The organism is Micromonospora sp. NBC_00858, from assembly GCF_045207365.1.
Lineage (GTDB): Bacteria > Actinomycetota > Actinomycetes > Mycobacteriales > Micromonosporaceae > Micromonospora.
Genome location: NZ_CP108828.1, coordinates 4061586 through 4077228 on the forward strand (window position 1 = coordinate 4061586; position 15643 = coordinate 4077228).

The 15643-nt window shown below is 71.7% G+C and carries 12 protein-coding genes; 6 read left to right on the plus strand and 6 right to left on the minus strand.

Features of this window, described 5'->3' with window-relative positions:
* Positions 1-47: 47 nt before the first annotated feature.
* From OG990_RS18965 to OG990_RS18980, 4 genes are read right to left on the minus strand one after another with little or no spacing between them, the layout of a single operon-like run.
* Positions 48-995: an iron-siderophore ABC transporter substrate-binding protein gene (locus OG990_RS18965; RefSeq protein WP_328425750.1), complete on the minus strand. Its 948-nt coding sequence runs from the start codon at positions 993-995 to the stop codon at positions 48-50.
* Entirely contained in the window at positions 995-1861 is an 867-nt protein-coding gene (locus OG990_RS18970; protein ID WP_328425749.1) for an ABC transporter ATP-binding protein, read from the minus strand. Before OG990_RS18970 ends, OG990_RS18965 begins: the two co-directional genes overlap by 1 nt.
* A 34-nt stretch (positions 1862-1895) precedes the next feature.
* Complete coding sequence (locus OG990_RS18975; protein WP_406076488.1) at positions 1896-2987, minus strand: FecCD family ABC transporter permease; 1092 nt, start codon at positions 2985-2987, stop codon at positions 1896-1898.
* Complete coding sequence (locus tag OG990_RS18980; RefSeq protein WP_328425745.1) at positions 2984-4030, minus strand: iron ABC transporter permease; 1047 nt, start codon at positions 4028-4030, stop codon at positions 2984-2986. Before OG990_RS18980 ends, OG990_RS18975 begins: the two co-directional genes overlap by 4 nt.
* 142 nt (positions 4031-4172) lie before the next feature.
* On the opposite strand from OG990_RS18980, the gene OG990_RS18985 reads away from it, so the two are divergent.
* Positions 4173-4532: a YciI family protein gene (locus tag OG990_RS18985; RefSeq protein ID WP_328425743.1), complete on the plus strand. Its 360-nt coding sequence runs from the start codon at positions 4173-4175 to the stop codon at positions 4530-4532.
* Positions 4533-4548: 16 nt separating this feature from the next.
* On the opposite strand, the gene OG990_RS18990 is transcribed toward OG990_RS18985, so the two are convergent.
* Entirely contained in the window at positions 4549-5001 is a 453-nt protein-coding gene (locus OG990_RS18990) for a cytidine deaminase family protein (RefSeq protein WP_406076489.1), read from the minus strand.
* A gap of 143 nt (positions 5002-5144) precedes the next feature.
* On the opposite strand from OG990_RS18990, the gene hrpA reads away from it, so the two are divergent.
* Positions 5145-9215: an ATP-dependent RNA helicase HrpA gene (gene hrpA / locus OG990_RS18995; RefSeq protein ID WP_406076491.1), complete on the plus strand. Its 4071-nt coding sequence runs from the start codon at positions 5145-5147 to the stop codon at positions 9213-9215.
* A 6-nt stretch (positions 9216-9221) separates the two neighbouring features.
* Here the strand turns inward: hrpA and OG990_RS19000 are convergent, their stop codons facing one another.
* The gene (locus OG990_RS19000) at positions 9222-10151 is read right to left on the minus strand and encodes a LysR family transcriptional regulator (RefSeq protein WP_328425737.1); all 930 of its coding nucleotides are present in this window, start codon (positions 10149-10151) and stop codon (positions 9222-9224) included.
* Between the two features lie 83 nt (positions 10152-10234).
* Between OG990_RS19000 and OG990_RS19005 the strand changes: the two genes are divergently transcribed.
* The 4 genes from OG990_RS19005 (at position 10235) to OG990_RS19020 (ending at position 15493) form a co-directional block, all read left to right on the plus strand.
* Entirely contained in the window at positions 10235-10918 is a 684-nt protein-coding gene (locus OG990_RS19005; protein WP_328425735.1) for a succinate dehydrogenase cytochrome b subunit, read from the plus strand.
* Between the two features lies 1 nt (position 10919).
* Positions 10920-12857, plus strand: a complete 1938-nt coding sequence (locus OG990_RS19010) for a fumarate reductase/succinate dehydrogenase flavoprotein subunit (protein WP_386991990.1) — start codon at positions 10920-10922, stop codon at positions 12855-12857.
* Positions 12854-13615 carry a succinate dehydrogenase/fumarate reductase iron-sulfur subunit gene (locus OG990_RS19015; protein ID WP_406076493.1) on the plus strand — a complete coding sequence of 254 codons (762 nt, stop codon included), beginning with the start codon at positions 12854-12856 and terminating at the stop codon, positions 13613-13615. Before OG990_RS19010 ends, OG990_RS19015 begins: the two co-directional genes overlap by 4 nt.
* A gap of 693 nt (positions 13616-14308) precedes the next feature.
* A complete protein-coding gene (locus OG990_RS19020) occupies positions 14309-15493 on the plus strand; it encodes a zinc-dependent alcohol dehydrogenase (RefSeq protein ID WP_406076494.1) in 1185 nt (394 codons plus the stop codon).
* The last annotated feature ends 150 nt before the right edge of the window (positions 15494-15643 follow it).

Below are 15643 nucleotides of genomic sequence, written 5' to 3' on the forward strand. Positions count from 1 at the left end.
AGCGGGTGCGGGCTGTCGGGGGGCGCGGCATGGAGCGCGCGGGGCGGTTAGGCGGCGGGGAGGTACTTGGTCAGGTCGTCGAGGATCTTGTTGGCGGCGCCGACGCCGATGCCGGTCATCCAGACCTCGTCGGCGACCGGGTACGCCTTGCCGGCCTTGACGGCGCCGAGGCCCTTCCAGAGGGTGCCGGCGGTCGTCTTGGCCTGCTCGGCGGCGGCCTTGTCGCCGTACGCGGTCACGAAGATGACGTCACCGTCGACCTCGTTGATCCGCTCGGGGCTGACCAGGTCGAAGCGCTTGTCCTCCTTGTTGGCGAGCAACTGCCGCTCGGGGCGGCCCAGGCCGGTGTCGCCGATGACGATGCCGGAGAACGACTCCGGGCCGTACACCCGGATGTTGCCGGGGAGGAACCGCACGATCGACACCTTGCGGGTGGCGGCGTCGCCGAGCGTCGCGCCGAAGTCCTTGGCCCGCTTCTCGTACGTGGCGAGCAGATCCTTGGCCTGCTGCTCGTGGCCGAGCGCCTTGCCATCGAGGAGGAAGTTCTCCTTCCAGGTGATACCGACCTTGTCGGTGAACACGGTCGGCGCGATGGCGGCCAGCTCGTCGTAGAACTTCTCCTGGCGGAACTTGCTGCCGAGGATGAGGTCCGGCTTCAGCGCGTTGATCGCCTCCAGGTCGGGCTCGGTGAGCACCCCGACCTCCTTGATGCTGGCGAGCTTGTCCGCGCTGAAGTAGGTCGGCCAGCCCTTGGCCTCACCGGCGGTGGCGGCACCGACCGGCGTAATGCCCAGTGTGAGCGCCGTGTCGATCTTGTCTGTGTCGAGCACGACGACGCGCTTGGGTTCCGCCGGGACCTTGGTGGTGCCCATGACGTGGGTGATCTCCCGGGTCTCCCCGGCGGTGGAGCCGGCGACCGGGTCGCTCTCACCGCAGGCGGTAAGTCCGACGCCGAGGGCGGCGGCCGCGGTGAGGGCGGCGACGAGACGACGCATCAGAGTCCTTTCGAGGGGTACGAGCCGGCGAGCGGGATGCTCGCGTCGTCGGTGGATGTGGCGGAGGGGGTGACCGGGCGGGCGGTGGTGCCGCCGGTCTGGGCGGGCACCACCAGCGGTGCTCCGGTCACCGGGCAGGGCACGACCACGCAGGCCAGCCCGAAGACGTCACGGACCAGGTCCGCGGTGAGGATCTCCCGGGGCGGTCCGGCGGCCACCACCGTGCCGGCGCGCATCGCGACCAGGTGGTCGGCGTAGCGGGCGGCCTGGTTCAGGTCGTGCAGCACGGCCACCACGGTGCGGCCCCGCTCGACGCGCAGCCGGTGCAGCAGGTCCAGCACCTCCACCTGGTGGGCCAGGTCGAGGAAGGTGGTCGGCTCGTCCAGCAGCAGGGCGTCGGTGTCCTGGGCCAGCGTCATGGCGATCCACACCCGCTGTCGCTGGCCGCCGGAGAGGCTGTCCACCGGCCGGTCGGCCAGGCTGGCCACGTCGGCCAGGGCCATCGCCTGGTCAACCGCCGCGCCGTCCTCCGCCGACCACTGCTGCCACCACCGCTGGTAGGGCTGCCGACCGCGCCCGACCAGGTCGGCCACGGTGACGCCCTCGGGCACCAGCGGGCTCTGCGGCAGTACACCGAGACGGCGGGCCACCTCCCGGGTCGGCAGGTCGCGGATGGCGCTGCCGTCGAGCAGCACCGTGCCGCGGCGGGGGGTGAGCAGTCGGGCCATGGTCCGCAGCAGGGTGGACTTGCCGCACGCGTTCGGACCGACGATCACGGTGAACGCGTCCGTCGGCAGGTCGAGGTCGAGCCCGTCGAGCACGGTCCGCTCGTCGTAGCCGACGACCAGGTCGCGGGTGGAGAGCATCACGACTCCTTCAAGGGGCCGGGGCGGGTGACGGTCACGAGGACCGCCGCCGTCCACGCAGCAGCAGGAAGATCAGGTACGGCCCGCCGATCGCGGCGGTCAGCACGCCGGCCGGGAGTTGGGTGGGCGCGATCAGTCGCCGGCCGGCCAGGTCGGCAAGCACCAGCAGCAGCGCGCCGAGCAGCGCGGCGCAGACCAGCGGCGGTCGTTCGGCCCGGACCAGCCGCCGGGCCACCTGGGGGGCGACCAGGGCCACGAAGTCGACGGCGCCGACCTGGGCGGTGACCATCGCGGCGACGAGCACGCCGGTGCCGGCGAGCCCGATCCGGCGCGCGACCGGGCGCAGCCCAACCCCGCGTGCGGTGTCGTCGTCCAGCGCGGTGCTGTTCAGTGCCCAACCGGCCCAGGCGAGCACCGGCAGCAGCACCAGCAGCGTGCCGCCGATCCAGGCGGCCTCGGTCCAGCCCTTGCCGGCCAGGGTGCCGATCAGCCAGATCTGCGCGCGCAGCCCGTCGATCGGGTCGGCGGTGAGCATGACCACCTCGGTCAGCGCCCGGAAGGCGAAGGCGACCGCCACCCCGGCGAGCACGAACCGCTGCGCGGCCAGCCCGTGCCGGGCACCGAGGGCGAACAGCAGCACCGCGGCGAGCAGCCCGCCCACCAGCGCGGTGGGGGCCACCAGCACGGCGGACGCCCCGCTGGTCAACGCCACGGTCGCGGCGAGTCCGGCACCCTGGGTGATGCCGATGACGTCCGGGCTAGCCAGCGGGTTGCGCGCCACGCTCTGGATCAGCGTGCCGGCCACACCGAAGGCCGCGCCGGCCACCGCGGCCAGCATGATCCGGGGCAACCGCAGATCAAAGACGACCAGGTCGTACGGGGTGCCGGCGCCGGAGAGCGCGCGCAGCACGTCGGCCGGGGCGACGTACGGGGTGCCCAGGGAGAGGCTGAGCACCACGGCCACCAGGAGCAGCACGGTCAGCGTGGCGGCCACCAGCACCGCACGGCGGCGGATCTGCAGACTGACCGGGCCGATCCGCAGCAGCGACCGCCCGGGCAGTCGCGCGCCGGGCGACGTGTCGGAGCCGATGGTCGAGAGGTCGGACGGGCGGTCGATGGTGGTCATGCGGTCACCACCCGGGCGCGGCGGACCAGCACGGCCAGCAGCGGCGCGCCGATCAGGGCGGTGATGATCCCGGCCGGTATCTCGCCGGGCGGGGCGACGAGCCGGCCGACGACGTCGGCGCCGAGCAGCAGCGCCGGCCCGAGCAGGGCGGAGACGGCAAGGGTCCAGCGGTGGTCCGCGCCGACCAGGGCGCGCGCCAGGTGCGGCACGGCCAGCCCGACGAAGGCGATCGGCCCGGCTGCGGCCACCGCGGCTCCGGTCAGCAGCACGGCGGCGAGGCCACCGCCGAGGCGGACCAGGCCGACCCGGTTGCCGAGACCGCGGGCCACGTCGTCGCCGAGGGCCAGCGCGTCGAGGCCGCGGGCCACCAGGACGGCCAGCACCAGCCCGGCGAGGACGAACGGCAGCACCTGCGCGGTGACCCCCAGGTCCCGGCCGGCCAGACCACCGACCACCCAGAACCGGTACTCCTCGAACGTGCGGGTGTCGATGCTGAGCAGCGCGTACACCCCGGAGGCGAGGCTGGCGTCGAGGGCCGCGCCGACCAGCGCGAGGGTGACCGGGCTGGCGCCCTCGCGGGCCCGGGCGGCGATGGCGAAGACCAGCACTCCGGCGAGCAGCGCCCCGGCGATGCCGAACCAGACGTACCCGGCGAGGGTGCCGACGCCGAAGACGGAGATGGCCAGCACCACGCCGAACGACGCACCGGCGCTGATGCCGAGGATGCGCGGTTCGGCGAGGGGGTTGCGGGTGAGCGCCTGGAACAGCACACCGGCCACGGCGAGGGCGAGCCCGACGGCGAGGCCGAGCGCGGTGCGCGGCATCCGCATCTCACGGACGATGGTGCTGGCGTCACCGCCGTCCGGCGCGACGAGGGCGTTCCAGACCTGGTCCACGCCGAGTTGCCGGCTGCCCAGAGCGAAGCTGGCCAGCACGGTGAGCAGCAGTACCAGCGCGGCGCCGACGGTGACGGCCACCCGGCGGCCGGTGCGGGTGCCGGTCCGTTTGCCGGCCGGGGCCGGCCGGATGGCGAGGGTGGTCACGAGTCTCCTGCATGTTCGCGCTTAGGTTCGCCTTACCTTAGCCGACGTGCTGAGGGCCGCCTAACTCGTAGTCATCGATCCGGGAGCCGCTGACCAGGACGGACGCCCACGCCGAGGGGCCACCCGCGCCTAGGGTGGGGGCATGCGATTCGACCAGCACACGGTCGTACTCCTGGTGCGGCCGGCGGACGCCCCGGAGCTGCCGCTGGACGCGGTCGACCGGTTGCAGAACGCCCACCTGGCCCATCAGGCGGGGCTGGTGGAGCAGGGTCTCGTACTCGCGGCCGGTCCGCTCCTGGACACCGACGACGAGCGGCTGCGCGGCTTCGTCGTGCTCTCGGTGGACCCGGACGCGGCCCGCGAGCTGTACCACAACGATCCGGCGGTGCGGGCCGGGCGCCTGGCCGTGCAGGTGATGAGCTGGATGGTGCCGGAGGGCAACGTACGGTTCGAGAGCGTGCCGATGCCCCGGTCGATGCTGGAGGCGGCAGCCGGCGACTGATCCGACGCCGGCGGGCTCAGCCGGCCGCGCCGGTGCGCGCCACGGGCACGACGCCCCTGGTCGCCCCCGGGTCGACCTGGTGGTCGGCCCAGACGTACGTCTCCGGCAGCAGCTCGTCGATCTCGACGACCCGCAGGGCGTCCGCCGGACCGACGATCACCCGCAGGGCCGGGAAGTAGTCGCGCAGCACCTGCCGGCACCGTCCGCACGGCGGAATGACCCCGCGCCCCCGGTCCCCCACCGCGACGATGGTCTCCAGCTCAGTCACGCCCTGGGTGGCGGCGGCGCCGACCGCGACGATCTCCGCGCACGGGCCTCCGGTGAAGTGGTAGACGTTCACCCCGGTGAAGACCCGCCCGTCGGCGGTCCGGACGGCCGCCGCCACGCTGTGGTTCTCGCTGCGGCAGCGCAGCTTCGCGACCGCCGTGGCGGCCTGCACCAGCGCCCGGTCGGTGTCCCGCAGCTCCATACCGGCCCCCCAGCGCTCGACGTCGGCCGCCAACTCTAGACCGCCGTCCAGCGGTCGAGAGACCGCCGTCCGGCCGTCGAAGGACCGGCCGCGCGATAACCCGGCGGCGGTACGTCGTCGGGCTGCCTATCCTTGGGCACGACATGCAGAATCCAGCCGCCTCCGCCGCGACCGACCCGGTTCGCGAGCTGCACCGCCGCCTCTCCCCTCTGATGTTCCGCGACCAGCGCCGGCTCCAGCGGCGCCTGGACGGTGCCCGCAAGCTGCGCGACCCGCAGCGCCGGGAGGCCGCGCTGGCCGAGATCACCACCGACCTGGCCCGTGCCGAGCAGCGGATCGCCGCCCGGCGGGCAGCCGTACCTGTGATCACGTACCCGGCGGGGTTGCCGGTCAGCGAGCGCAAGGACGACATCGCCGCCGCCATCCGTGATCACCAGGTGGTGATCGTGGCCGGCGAGACCGGCTCCGGCAAGACCACCCAGATCCCCAAGATCTGCCTGGAGCTGGGGCGTGGGGTGCACGGGCTGATCGGGCACACCCAGCCCCGGCGGCTGGCAGCCCGTACGGTGGCCGACCGGATCGCCGACGAGCTGGGCACCGAGCTGGGCGACGTGGTCGGCTACAAGGTGCGCTTCACCGACCAGGTCAGCGAGCGCAGCCTGGTCAAGCTGATGACCGACGGCATCCTGCTGGCCGAGCTGCAGACCGACCGGATGCTGCGCCAGTACGACACGTTGATCATCGACGAGGCGCACGAGCGCAGCCTCAACATCGACTTCATCCTCGGGTACCTGCGCGAGCTGCTGCCCCGGCGACCCGACCTCAAGGTGATCATCACCTCGGCGACCATCGAGACCGACCGCTTCGCCCGGCACTTCGCCGGGCCGCCGACCGCCGACGAGCCGCAGGGCGTACCGGCGCCGGTGGTGGAGGTCTCGGGGCGAACCTATCCGGTGGAGGTGCGCTACCGGCCGCTGGTCGAGGTCGCCGAGGGCGACGAGGACGGCGACGGCGACGAGGAGACCGTCCGCGACCAGATCCAGGCGATCGGTGACGCCGTCGAGGAACTGGCCGCCGAGGGGCCCGGCGACATCCTGGTCTTCCTCAGCGGAGAACGGGAGATCCGGGACACCGCCGACGCGCTGGGCAAGCTGGTGCAGACGAAACGTTCGCTGCTCGGCACCGAGATCCTCCCGCTGTACGCCCGGCTCTCCAGCGCCGAGCAGCACCGGGTCTTCGCCGCGCACACCTCGCGCCGGGTGGTGCTCGCCACCAACGTCGCGGAGACCTCGCTGACCGTGCCCGGCATCAAGTACGTGGTGGACCCGGGCACCGCCCGGATCTCCCGCTACTCCAGTCGCCTCAAGGTGCAGCGGCTGCCGATCGAGCCGATCTCCCAGGCGTCGGCCAACCAGCGCAAGGGGCGCTGCGGCCGCACCTCGGACGGCATCTGCATCCGGCTCTACGACGAGCAGGACTTCCTCTCCCGGCCGGAGTTCACCGACCCGGAGATCCTGCGCACCAACCTGGCGTCGGTCATTCTCCAGATGACCGCGATCGGGCTCGGCGACCTCGCCGCGTTCCCCTTCATCGACCCGCCGGACCGACGCAACATCACCGACGGCGTCAACCTGCTGCACGAGTTGGGCGCGCTGGACCCAGCCGAGACGGACCCGGCGAAGCGGCTCACCGCGCTGGGCCGGCGGCTGGCCCAACTGCCGGTCGACCCTCGGCTGGCCCGGATGGTGGTCGAGGGCGAGCGCAACGGCTGCGCCACCGAGGTGTTGGTGATCACCGCCGCGCTGTCCATCCAGGACCCCCGGGAGCGGCCGGCGGAGAAGCAGGCCCAGGCCGACCAGGCGCACGCCCGGTTCGCCGACAAGGAGTCGGACTTCGTCGCCTTCCTCAACCTCTGGCGCTACCTGCGGGAGCAGCAGCGGGAACTCTCCTCCAGCGCGTTCCGGCGGATGTGCAAGGCGGAGTACCTGAACTACCTGCGGGTCCGCGAATGGCAGGACATCGTCGCCCAACTGCGCCAGGTTCTGCGTACCCCCGAGGACGGCGACCGGCGCGGCGGGCGACCGGCGCGCGACACGGCGGACAGCGCGGACGCCGGCCGGGGTGCGAGCCGCCGCGGCGGCGCCGACCTGCCGGAGGAGATCGACACCCCGAAGGTCCACCAGTCGCTGCTGCCCGGCCTGCTGTCGCACATCGGCCTGAAGGACGCCCAGAAGCACGAGTACCTGGGTGCCCGAGGCGCCAAGTTCGCGCTCTTTCCCGGCTCGGCGTTGTTCAAGAAGCCGCCGCGCTGGGTGATGGCCGCCGAGTTGGTGGAGACCTCCCGGCTCTGGGGCCGGATCGCCGGCCGGGTCGAGCCGGAGTGGGTCGAACCGCTCGCGCAGCACCTGGTCAAGCGCAGCTACAGCGAGCCGCACTGGGAGAAGAAGCAGGCCGCGGTGATGGCCTACGAGAAGGTCACGCTGTACGGCATTCCGCTAGTCACCTCCCGCAAGGTCAATTTCGGGCGGATCGACCCGGCGCTGAGCCGGGAGCTGTTCATCCGGCACGCCCTCGTCGAGGGCGACTGGCAGACCCACCACCAGTTCTGGGGTGACAACCAGCGGCTGCTGTCCGAGATCGAGGAGTTGGAGAGCCGGGCCCGGCGCCGGGACATCCTGGTCGACGACGAGACCATCTTCGGCTTCTACGACCAGCGGATCCCGGCCGACGTGGTCTCCGGGCGGCACTTCGACACCTGGTGGAAGAAGACCCGCCGGGACCAGCCCGACCTGCTCACCTTCACCCGCGACCTGCTGGTCAACGACGGCCGGCCGGGGGTCGACGAGGACGACTACCCGGACGAGTGGCAGACCCAGGGGGTGACTCTGCCGCTGACCTACCGGTTCGAGCCGGGTACGCCGACCGACGGCGTCACCGTGGACATCCCGCTGCCGCTGCTCAACCAGGTGCCGGCGGAGAGCTTCGACTGGCAGGTGCCGGGGCTGCGCGAGGAGACGGTGATCGCGCTGATCCGCTCGCTGCCCAAGCCGGTGCGCCGCAACTTCGTTCCGGTGCCGGACTACGCCCGGGCCGCCCTGGCGGCGATCACCCCGGGCGAGGAGCCGCTGCTGGACGCGCTCACCCGGCAGCTGCGCCGGATGACCGGGGTGACCGTGCCCCGCGACGCCTGGGAACCAGCCAAGCTCCCGGCCCACCTGCGGGTCACCTTCCGGGTGCTCGACGCCGACGACAAGCCGGTCGCCGAGGGCAAGGACCTGACGGCCCTGCAACGCCAGCTCCGCCAGGAGGTACGCCAGGTGGTGGCGGCCGCCGCGCCGGAGGTGGTCCGCACCGGGCTGCGCGAGTGGAGCATCGGCGATCTTCCTCGCACCATCGAGCAGGTCCGGGCCGGCTACGCGGTGACCGCGTACCCGGCGCTGGTCGACGAGGGCGCCACGGTCGGGGTGAAGGTCTTCGACTCCCCGGCCGAGGCGGAGGCGGCGCACTGGGCCGGCACCCGCCGGCTGCTGCGGCTCACCGTGCCGTCCCCGGCGCGGTTCCTGCAGGGCCGGCTGAACAACGAGGCGAAGCTGGCGCTGAGCCGCAACCCGCACGGCGGCGTACAGGAGCTGATCGAGGACGCGGCGGGCGCGGCCATCGACCGGCTGATCGGCGCCGCCGGTGGGCCCGCCTGGGACCCCGAGGGGTTCGCGGCGCTGCGCGAGAAGGTCCGCGCCGACCTGGTCGACACCGTGGTCGAGGTGATGGACCGGGTACGCAAGGTGCTCGCCGCCGCGTACGCCGTCGAGCAGCGGCTCGGCGCCACCCGGAACCTCGCCGTGGTGGCCGCGCTGGCCGACATCCGCAACCAGCTCGCCGGGCTGGTGCACGCCGGTTTCATCACCGAGACCGGGTACGCCCGGCTGCCCGACCTGCTGCGGTACCTCACCGCCATCGAGCGCCGGCTGGAACGGCTGGGTGGCAACCCGCAGCGGGACCGCCAGCAGCAGGACCGGGTCGCGGCGGTGCAGAAGGAGTATGCCGACCTGCTCGCCGCGCTGCCACCGGCACGTCGGCAGGAGACGGCCGTCCGGCAGATCCGCTGGATGATCGAGGAGTTGCGGGTGAACGTCTTCGCCCAGGCGCTGGGCACCCCGTACCCCGTCTCGGAGCAGCGGATCTACCGGGCGATGGACGACGCCGAGGGCCGCTGACGGCGGTCAGAGCGGATCCACCCCGGGCGGGAGCTCGTCACGATCGATCGCCGACTGTATGTAGTCGAGCAGGATCCGGCGAAGCTCCCGGCCGGCGTGGGTCGGCACGACGTCCCGCCGACGGGCCACCGCGATGGTCCGCCGCACCCCGGGTGCCGCCAGCGGCGTGATTCGCACCCCCGGCCGGCGGGCCAGCACGATGCCGGGCACCAGCGCGATACCGAGCCCGGCCTCGACGAAGCTGAGCACCGCGTCCATCTCGCCGCCGTCCACCGCGAAGGTCGGCTCGAAGCCCGCCTCCCGGCACGCCTGGATGGTGGCATCGCGCAGGTCGTAGCCCTCGCGGAACATCACCATCGGCTGGCCGCGCAGGTCGGTGATGCGTAGTTCCCCGGCTGCCGAGGCGGTCGGCACCTCCTCCACCGACGCCACCACCAGGCTCTCGCGCAGGATCGGGTCGACGCGCAGCCCGGGGTCGGCGCCCTGGGCCGGCATGATGATCAAAGCCAGGTCGAGGTCGCCGCGGAGCAGGTCGCGCACCAGGTCCTGGGACCCACCCTCCTCGACCTTGAGGTCGACGGTGGGGTGCGCGTCGCGGAACCGGCGCAGCACCGGTGGGGCGAGCGAGGTGGCCAGGCTCGGGGTGGCGCCGAGCCGGACCCGACCGCGGCGCAGCCCGACCAACTCCTGCACCTCGCGGGTCGCGGTGTCCACGTCGGCGAGGATCCGGGTGGCCAACGGCAGTAGCACCTCACCGGCCGCGGTGAGGGTGATGTTGCCCCGTACCCGCTCGAACAGGGGCGCCCCGAGGTCGGTCTCCAGAGCGTGAATTTGCTTACTGAGAGATGGCTGAGTGATGCCGACGATGTCGGCGGCTTGGGTGAAATGTCGTACTTCCGCCACCGCAACGAAGTACCGGAGCTGATGGAGCTGCATCTACATAGCTTACGGCTATCAAGACTGCGAGTTTGATGCATTGGACGACTGGTCCGAGTGCTCCTAGCGTCGGTTGCGTGGTAATGACGAAAACTCGGTCGCCCATCCGCTCGAACGTCGGCCTCAAGGCCGTCATGGCGGTGACGGGCATCCTGCTGGCGCTGTTCCTGATCGCGCACATGCTCGGAAACCTGAAGGTGTTCACGGGCGAGACCTCGTTCGACCACTACGCGCACTGGCTGCGCGACATCGGCAAGCCACTGCTGCCGGGCGTGTGGTTCCTGTGGATCCTGCGCATCGGGCTGGTGGTGGCCGTCGTCGCGCACATCGTGGCCGCGACCGTGCTGGCCCGACGGGCCCGCGCGGCCCGCCCGGTCAAGTACGCCCACCGCAAGAAGGTCAACGGCAGCTACGCGGCCCGCACGATGCGCTGGGGCGGGGTGATCATCCTGCTGTTCGTGATCTACCACCTCCTGGACCTGACCACCGGCACGCTGAACCCGGTCGGCGACCCCAGCAAGCCGTACGGCAACGTCGTCGCCGACTTCGCGCCGGAGCGCTGGTACGTCACGCTCTTCTACACCCTCGCCATCGTCACGGTGGGCTTCCACGTGCGGCACGGTGCCTTCAGCGCGTTCCGCAGCCTCGGCCAGCAGACGCCGCGGGGTGAGCGCCGGGCGCGCACCGCCGCGCTCATCTTCGCCGTCCTGCTCTGCGCCGGGTACCTGGTGGTCCCGTTCGCCGTACTCACCGGATTGGTGTCCTGACATGGAACTCTTCACCGAGGGCGACCCGATCGCCGACACGAAGGCTCCCGACGGCCCCATCGAGAAGCGCTGGGAAACCCGGCGCTTCGAGGCCAAGCTGGTCAACCCCGCCAACCGCCGCAAGATGACGGTGATCGTGGTCGGCACCGGCCTGGCCGGCGGCTCGGCCGCGGCCACGCTGGCCGAGCAGGGCTACCACGTCAAGTCCTACTGCTACCAGGACAGCCCGCGCCGCGCGCACTCGATCGCGGCGCAGGGTGGCATCAACGCCGCGAAGAACTACCGCAACGACGGCGACTCGGTGCACCGGCTGTTCTACGACACCGTCAAGGGCGGCGACTTCCGCTCCCGGGAGTCGAACGTGCACCGGCTGGCCGAGGTTTCGGTCAACATCATCGACCAGTGTGTCGCCCAAGGCGTGCCGTTCGCCCGCGAGTACGGCGGCCTGCTGGACACCCGCTCCTTCGGCGGCGCCCAGGTACAGCGCACCTTCTACGCCCGGGGCCAGACGGGTCAGCAGCTGCTGCTCGGCGCGTACCAGGCGCTGGAGCGGCAGATCGGCCTCGGCAACGTCGAGATGAACACCCGGCACGAAATGCTGGAGCTGGTCATCGTGGACGGCAAGGCTCGGGGCATCGTCGTCCGGGACATGGTCACCGGCGAGATCAGCACCGAGATGGCCGACGCCGTGGTGCTCGCCTCCGGCGGCTACGGCAACGTCTTCTACCTCTCCACCAACGCCAAGGGCTGCAACGTCACCGCCACCTGGCGGGCGCACCGCAAGGGCGCGTACTTCGCCAACCCGTGCTACACCCAGATCCACCCGACCTGCATCCCCGTCTCCGGCGACCACCAGTCGAAGCTGACACTGATGAGCGAGTCGCTGCGGAACGACGGCCGGGTCTGGGTGCCGAAGACCAAGGGCGACGACCGCAACCCCCGGGACATTCCCGAGGACGAGCGGGACTACTACCTGGAGCGGATCTACCCCTCCTTCGGCAACCTGGTCCCCCGGGACATCGCCTCCCGTGCCGCGAAGAACGTCTGCGACGAGGGCCGGGGCGTCGGGCCGACCAAGCTCGGTGTCTACCTGGACTTCGCCGACGCGATCGGCCGGCTGGGCCGCAAGGCCATCGAGGCCAAGTACGGCAACCTCTTCGAGATGTACGAGCGGATCACCGGCGAGGACCCGTACGAGGTGCCGATGCGGATCTACCCCGCCGTGCACTACACGATGGGCGGCCTCTGGGTCGACTACGACCTCCAGTCGAGCATCCCGGGCCTGTTCGTGATCGGCGAGGCGAACTTCTCCGACCACGGCGCGAACCGGCTCGGCGCCTCGGCGCTGATGCAGGGCCTGGCCGACGGCTACTTCGTGCTGCCCACCACCATCGCCAACTACCTGGCCTCGGGCTCGCTGGACAAGGTCGACGCCACCCACCCGGCGGCGATCGAGGCGCGCACCGACGTCGAGGACCGGATCCAGCGGCTGCTGGCGGTCAACGGCGACCGGACCGTGGACTCGTTCCACCGGGAGCTGGGCCAGGTCATGTGGGAGCACTGCGGCATGGAGCGCAGCGAGGCCGGGCTGCGCAAGGCGATCGACGAGATCCGCGCCCTGCGCGACCAGTTCTGGCAGCGGGTCAAGGTGTCCGGCGAGGGCGAAGGGCTCAACCAGTCGCTGGAGAAGGCCGGCCGGGTGGCCGACTTCTTCGAGCTGGCCGAGCTGATGTGCATCGACGCCCTGCACCGCGAGGAGTCCTGCGGCGGCCACTTCCGGGCCGAGCACCAGACGCCGGACGGTGAGGCGCAGCGCGACGACGACCGGTTCGCGTACGTGGCGGCCTGGGAGTTCACCGCCACCGGTGAGCCCTCGGTGCTGCACAAGGAAGACCTGAAGTTCGAATACGTCCACCCCACGCAGCGGAGCTACAAGTGAACCTGACCCTGCGCATCTGGCGCCAGAAGGGCCCTGAGGACAAGGGTCGGATGGTGACCTACCCGGTCAACGACGTGTCCCCGGACATGTCGTTCCTGGAGATGCTCGACGTGCTCAACGAGCGGCTGATCCTCGCCGGCGAGGACCCGGTGGCGTTCGACCACGACTGCCGCGAGGGCATCTGCGGCATGTGCGGTCTGATGATCAACGGTGACGCGCACGGGCCGCAGCGCGGCACCACCGCCTGCCAGCTGCACATGCGGCAGTTCAAGGACGGCGAGACGATCGACATCGAGCCGTGGCGGGCCAGCGCCTTCCCGGTCATCAAGGACCTGGTGGTCAACCGGGGCGCCTTCGACAAGATCATCGCCGCCGGTGGCTACATCACCGCGCCGACCGGCAGCGCGCCCGAGGCGCACTCCACGCCGGTGGCCAAGGCCAACGCAGACGCCGCCTTCGAGTCGGCGGCCTGCATCGGCTGCGGCGCGTGCGTGGCTGCCTGCCCGAACGGCTCCGGCATGCTCTTCACCGCCGCCAAGCTCACCCAACTCTCGCTGCTACCGCAGGGCCAGCCCGAGCGGTACACGCGAGTGATCGGCATGGTCGACGCGCACGACGAGGCCGGCTTCGGCGGCTGCACCAACGCCGGCGAGTGCACCCCGGCCTGCCCGAAGGGCATCCCGCTGAACACCATCGGTCGGCTCAACCGCGACTACCTCAGGGCGACCGCCACCCGCGGAGACACCCCCGGCTCCTGAGCTGGCCGGCGGGTCCGCCCGCCACGGCCCGCACCGACCGCCGTACCTCCTGCCGGAGGTGCGGCGGTCGGCATTTGCGCGGATCCCACCGACGCTGTGCTGTACGAGCACCTGATCCGGCTGCTGAGCCTCGCTGTTCCGACGGTGCGCACGGCCGCCAGGTCGTGGGAGTGTATGACCCCGTCGACGTCCTGTAGAGCTGCCCCAAATATGGGGCAGCGCGGCCCGGGGGCACACGTCCGACCACGGACACACGCCCGGCGGCGAGCGCACACCAAGCCACACGCACGTCCGACCACGAACGCACGGCCGACGGCGAACGCCCACCAAGCCAGACGCACGCCCGACCACGAACGCACGCCCGACGGCGAACGCCCACCTACCCACGGAGGCAAGCGGGGCCGCGGAGGCACGCGAACGCACGCGCGGCCACGGGCACACGCCCGACCACGAACGCACGCCCGACGGCGAACGCCCACCCATCCACAGAGGCACGCGCGACCGCGAACGCGCGACCGACCGCGAACGCCCACCCACTCACGGGCACACGCCCGGCTCGACCGCCCCAGATATGGGGCAGCTCTACAGGGACCGGGCACACCCCCTCGACCGCGTCGGGGCGGACGATCGAAGTCGGTTCAACTTCCCTTCCCCGGGTAGCAGTCAGGCAGGAAGCGAGGGAGGCAACCAGACATGAAGGCGTTGACCTGGCAGGGCAAGCGGGACGTGCGGGTCGAAGAGATCCCGGACCCCCGGATCGAGGAGCCGACCGACGCGATCGTGAAAATCACGTCGACCGCGATCTGCGGCTCCGACCTGCATCTGTACGAGGTGCTGGGGCCGTACCTGAAGCCCGGCGACGTCCTCGGCCACGAGCCGATGGGCATCGTCGAGGAGGTCGGGCCGGGGGTGAGCCAGCTCAAGCCCGGCGACCGGGTGGTGGTGCCGTTCAACATCTCCTGCGGCAGCTGCTGGATGTGCCAGCGCCAGCTCTACGCCCAGTGCGAGACCACCCAGGTCAGCAGCGAGGGCAAGGGCGCTGCGCTGCTCGGCTACACCTCGCTCTACGGGTCGGTCCCCGGCGGGCAGGCCGAGTACCTGCGCGTCCCGCAGGCCCACTTCGGACCGATCACCATCCCGCAGAGCGGCGCCGACGAGCGCTACCTCTACCTCTCCGACATCCTGCCCACCGCGTGGCAGGCCGTGAAGTACGCGGACACCCCGCCCGGCGGAACCCTGGCCGTGTTCGGGCTGGGCCCGGTGGGCCAGTTCTGCGCCCGGATCGGCCGCCACCTCGGCGCGGGCCGGGTGATCGGGCTGGACCTGGTGCCCGAGCGGCTGGAGCTGGCACGCCGGCACGGCATCGAGGTACTCGACGTCCGCGAGCTGGACGACGTACCGGGCGCGCTGATCGATCTGGTCGACGGACGCGGCCCCGACGCGGTGATCGACGCCGTCGGCATGGAGGCGCACGGCGCACCGGCGGGCAAGCTGGCTCAGACCGCCGCGGGACTGCTGCCGGACAAGCTCGCCCGGACGATGACCGATCGGGTGGGCGTGGACCGACTCTCCGTGCTGCACGCCGCGCTCAAGGCGGTCCGCCGCGGCGGCACCGTCTCGATCTCCGGCGTCTACGGCGGCGAGGCCGACCCGATGCCGATGATGGAGATGTTCGACCGGGGCATTCAGCTGCGGATGGGGCAGTGCCACGTGCGCCGGTGGACCGACGAGATCCTGCCGCTGCTCGCCCGCGACGACGACCCGCTGGGCGTGGAGGACCTGCGGACCCACCGGATGCCGCTGGCCCGGGGGCCGGAGGCGTACGAGATGTTCCAGAAGAAGGACGACGGCTGGATCAAGGTGGTACTCGCACCGTGAGCCGGGTGGTTGTGATCGCTGGCGCGACCAGCGGGATCGGCCGGGCGACGGCCCAGGCCATTGTGGACCGCCTCGACCGCGGTCGATGCCGCGCTGCGCACCTGAGCGGTCGGAGGGCATCGTGAGTCGATCAACTCGCCTAGGGTGGTG

Coding starts and splice junctions, on each gene's coding strand:
- OG990_RS19020 (WP_406076494.1), top strand. CDS start 14,309: ATGAAGGCGTTGACCTGGCAGGGCAAGCGGGACGTGCGGGTCGAAGAG.
- OG990_RS18990 (WP_406076489.1), bottom strand. CDS start 5,001: ATGGAGCTGCGGGACACCGACCGGGCGCTGGTGCAGGCCGCCACGGCG.
- OG990_RS19005 (WP_328425735.1), top strand. CDS start 10,235: ATGACGAAAACTCGGTCGCCCATCCGCTCGAACGTCGGCCTCAAGGCC.
- OG990_RS18965 (WP_328425750.1), bottom strand. CDS start 995: ATGCGTCGTCTCGTCGCCGCCCTCACCGCGGCCGCCGCCCTCGGCGTC.
- OG990_RS18970 (WP_328425749.1), bottom strand. CDS start 1,861: ATGCTCTCCACCCGCGACCTGGTCGTCGGCTACGACGAGCGGACCGTG.
- OG990_RS19000 (WP_328425737.1), bottom strand. CDS start 10,151: ATGCAGCTCCATCAGCTCCGGTACTTCGTTGCGGTGGCGGAAGTACGA.
- OG990_RS19010 (WP_386991990.1), top strand. CDS start 10,920: ATGGAACTCTTCACCGAGGGCGACCCGATCGCCGACACGAAGGCTCCC.
- OG990_RS18975 (WP_406076488.1), bottom strand. CDS start 2,987: ATGACCACCATCGACCGCCCGTCCGACCTCTCGACCATCGGCTCCGAC.
- OG990_RS18985 (WP_328425743.1), top strand. CDS start 4,173: ATGCGATTCGACCAGCACACGGTCGTACTCCTGGTGCGGCCGGCGGAC.
- hrpA (WP_406076491.1), top strand. CDS start 5,145: ATGCAGAATCCAGCCGCCTCCGCCGCGACCGACCCGGTTCGCGAGCTG.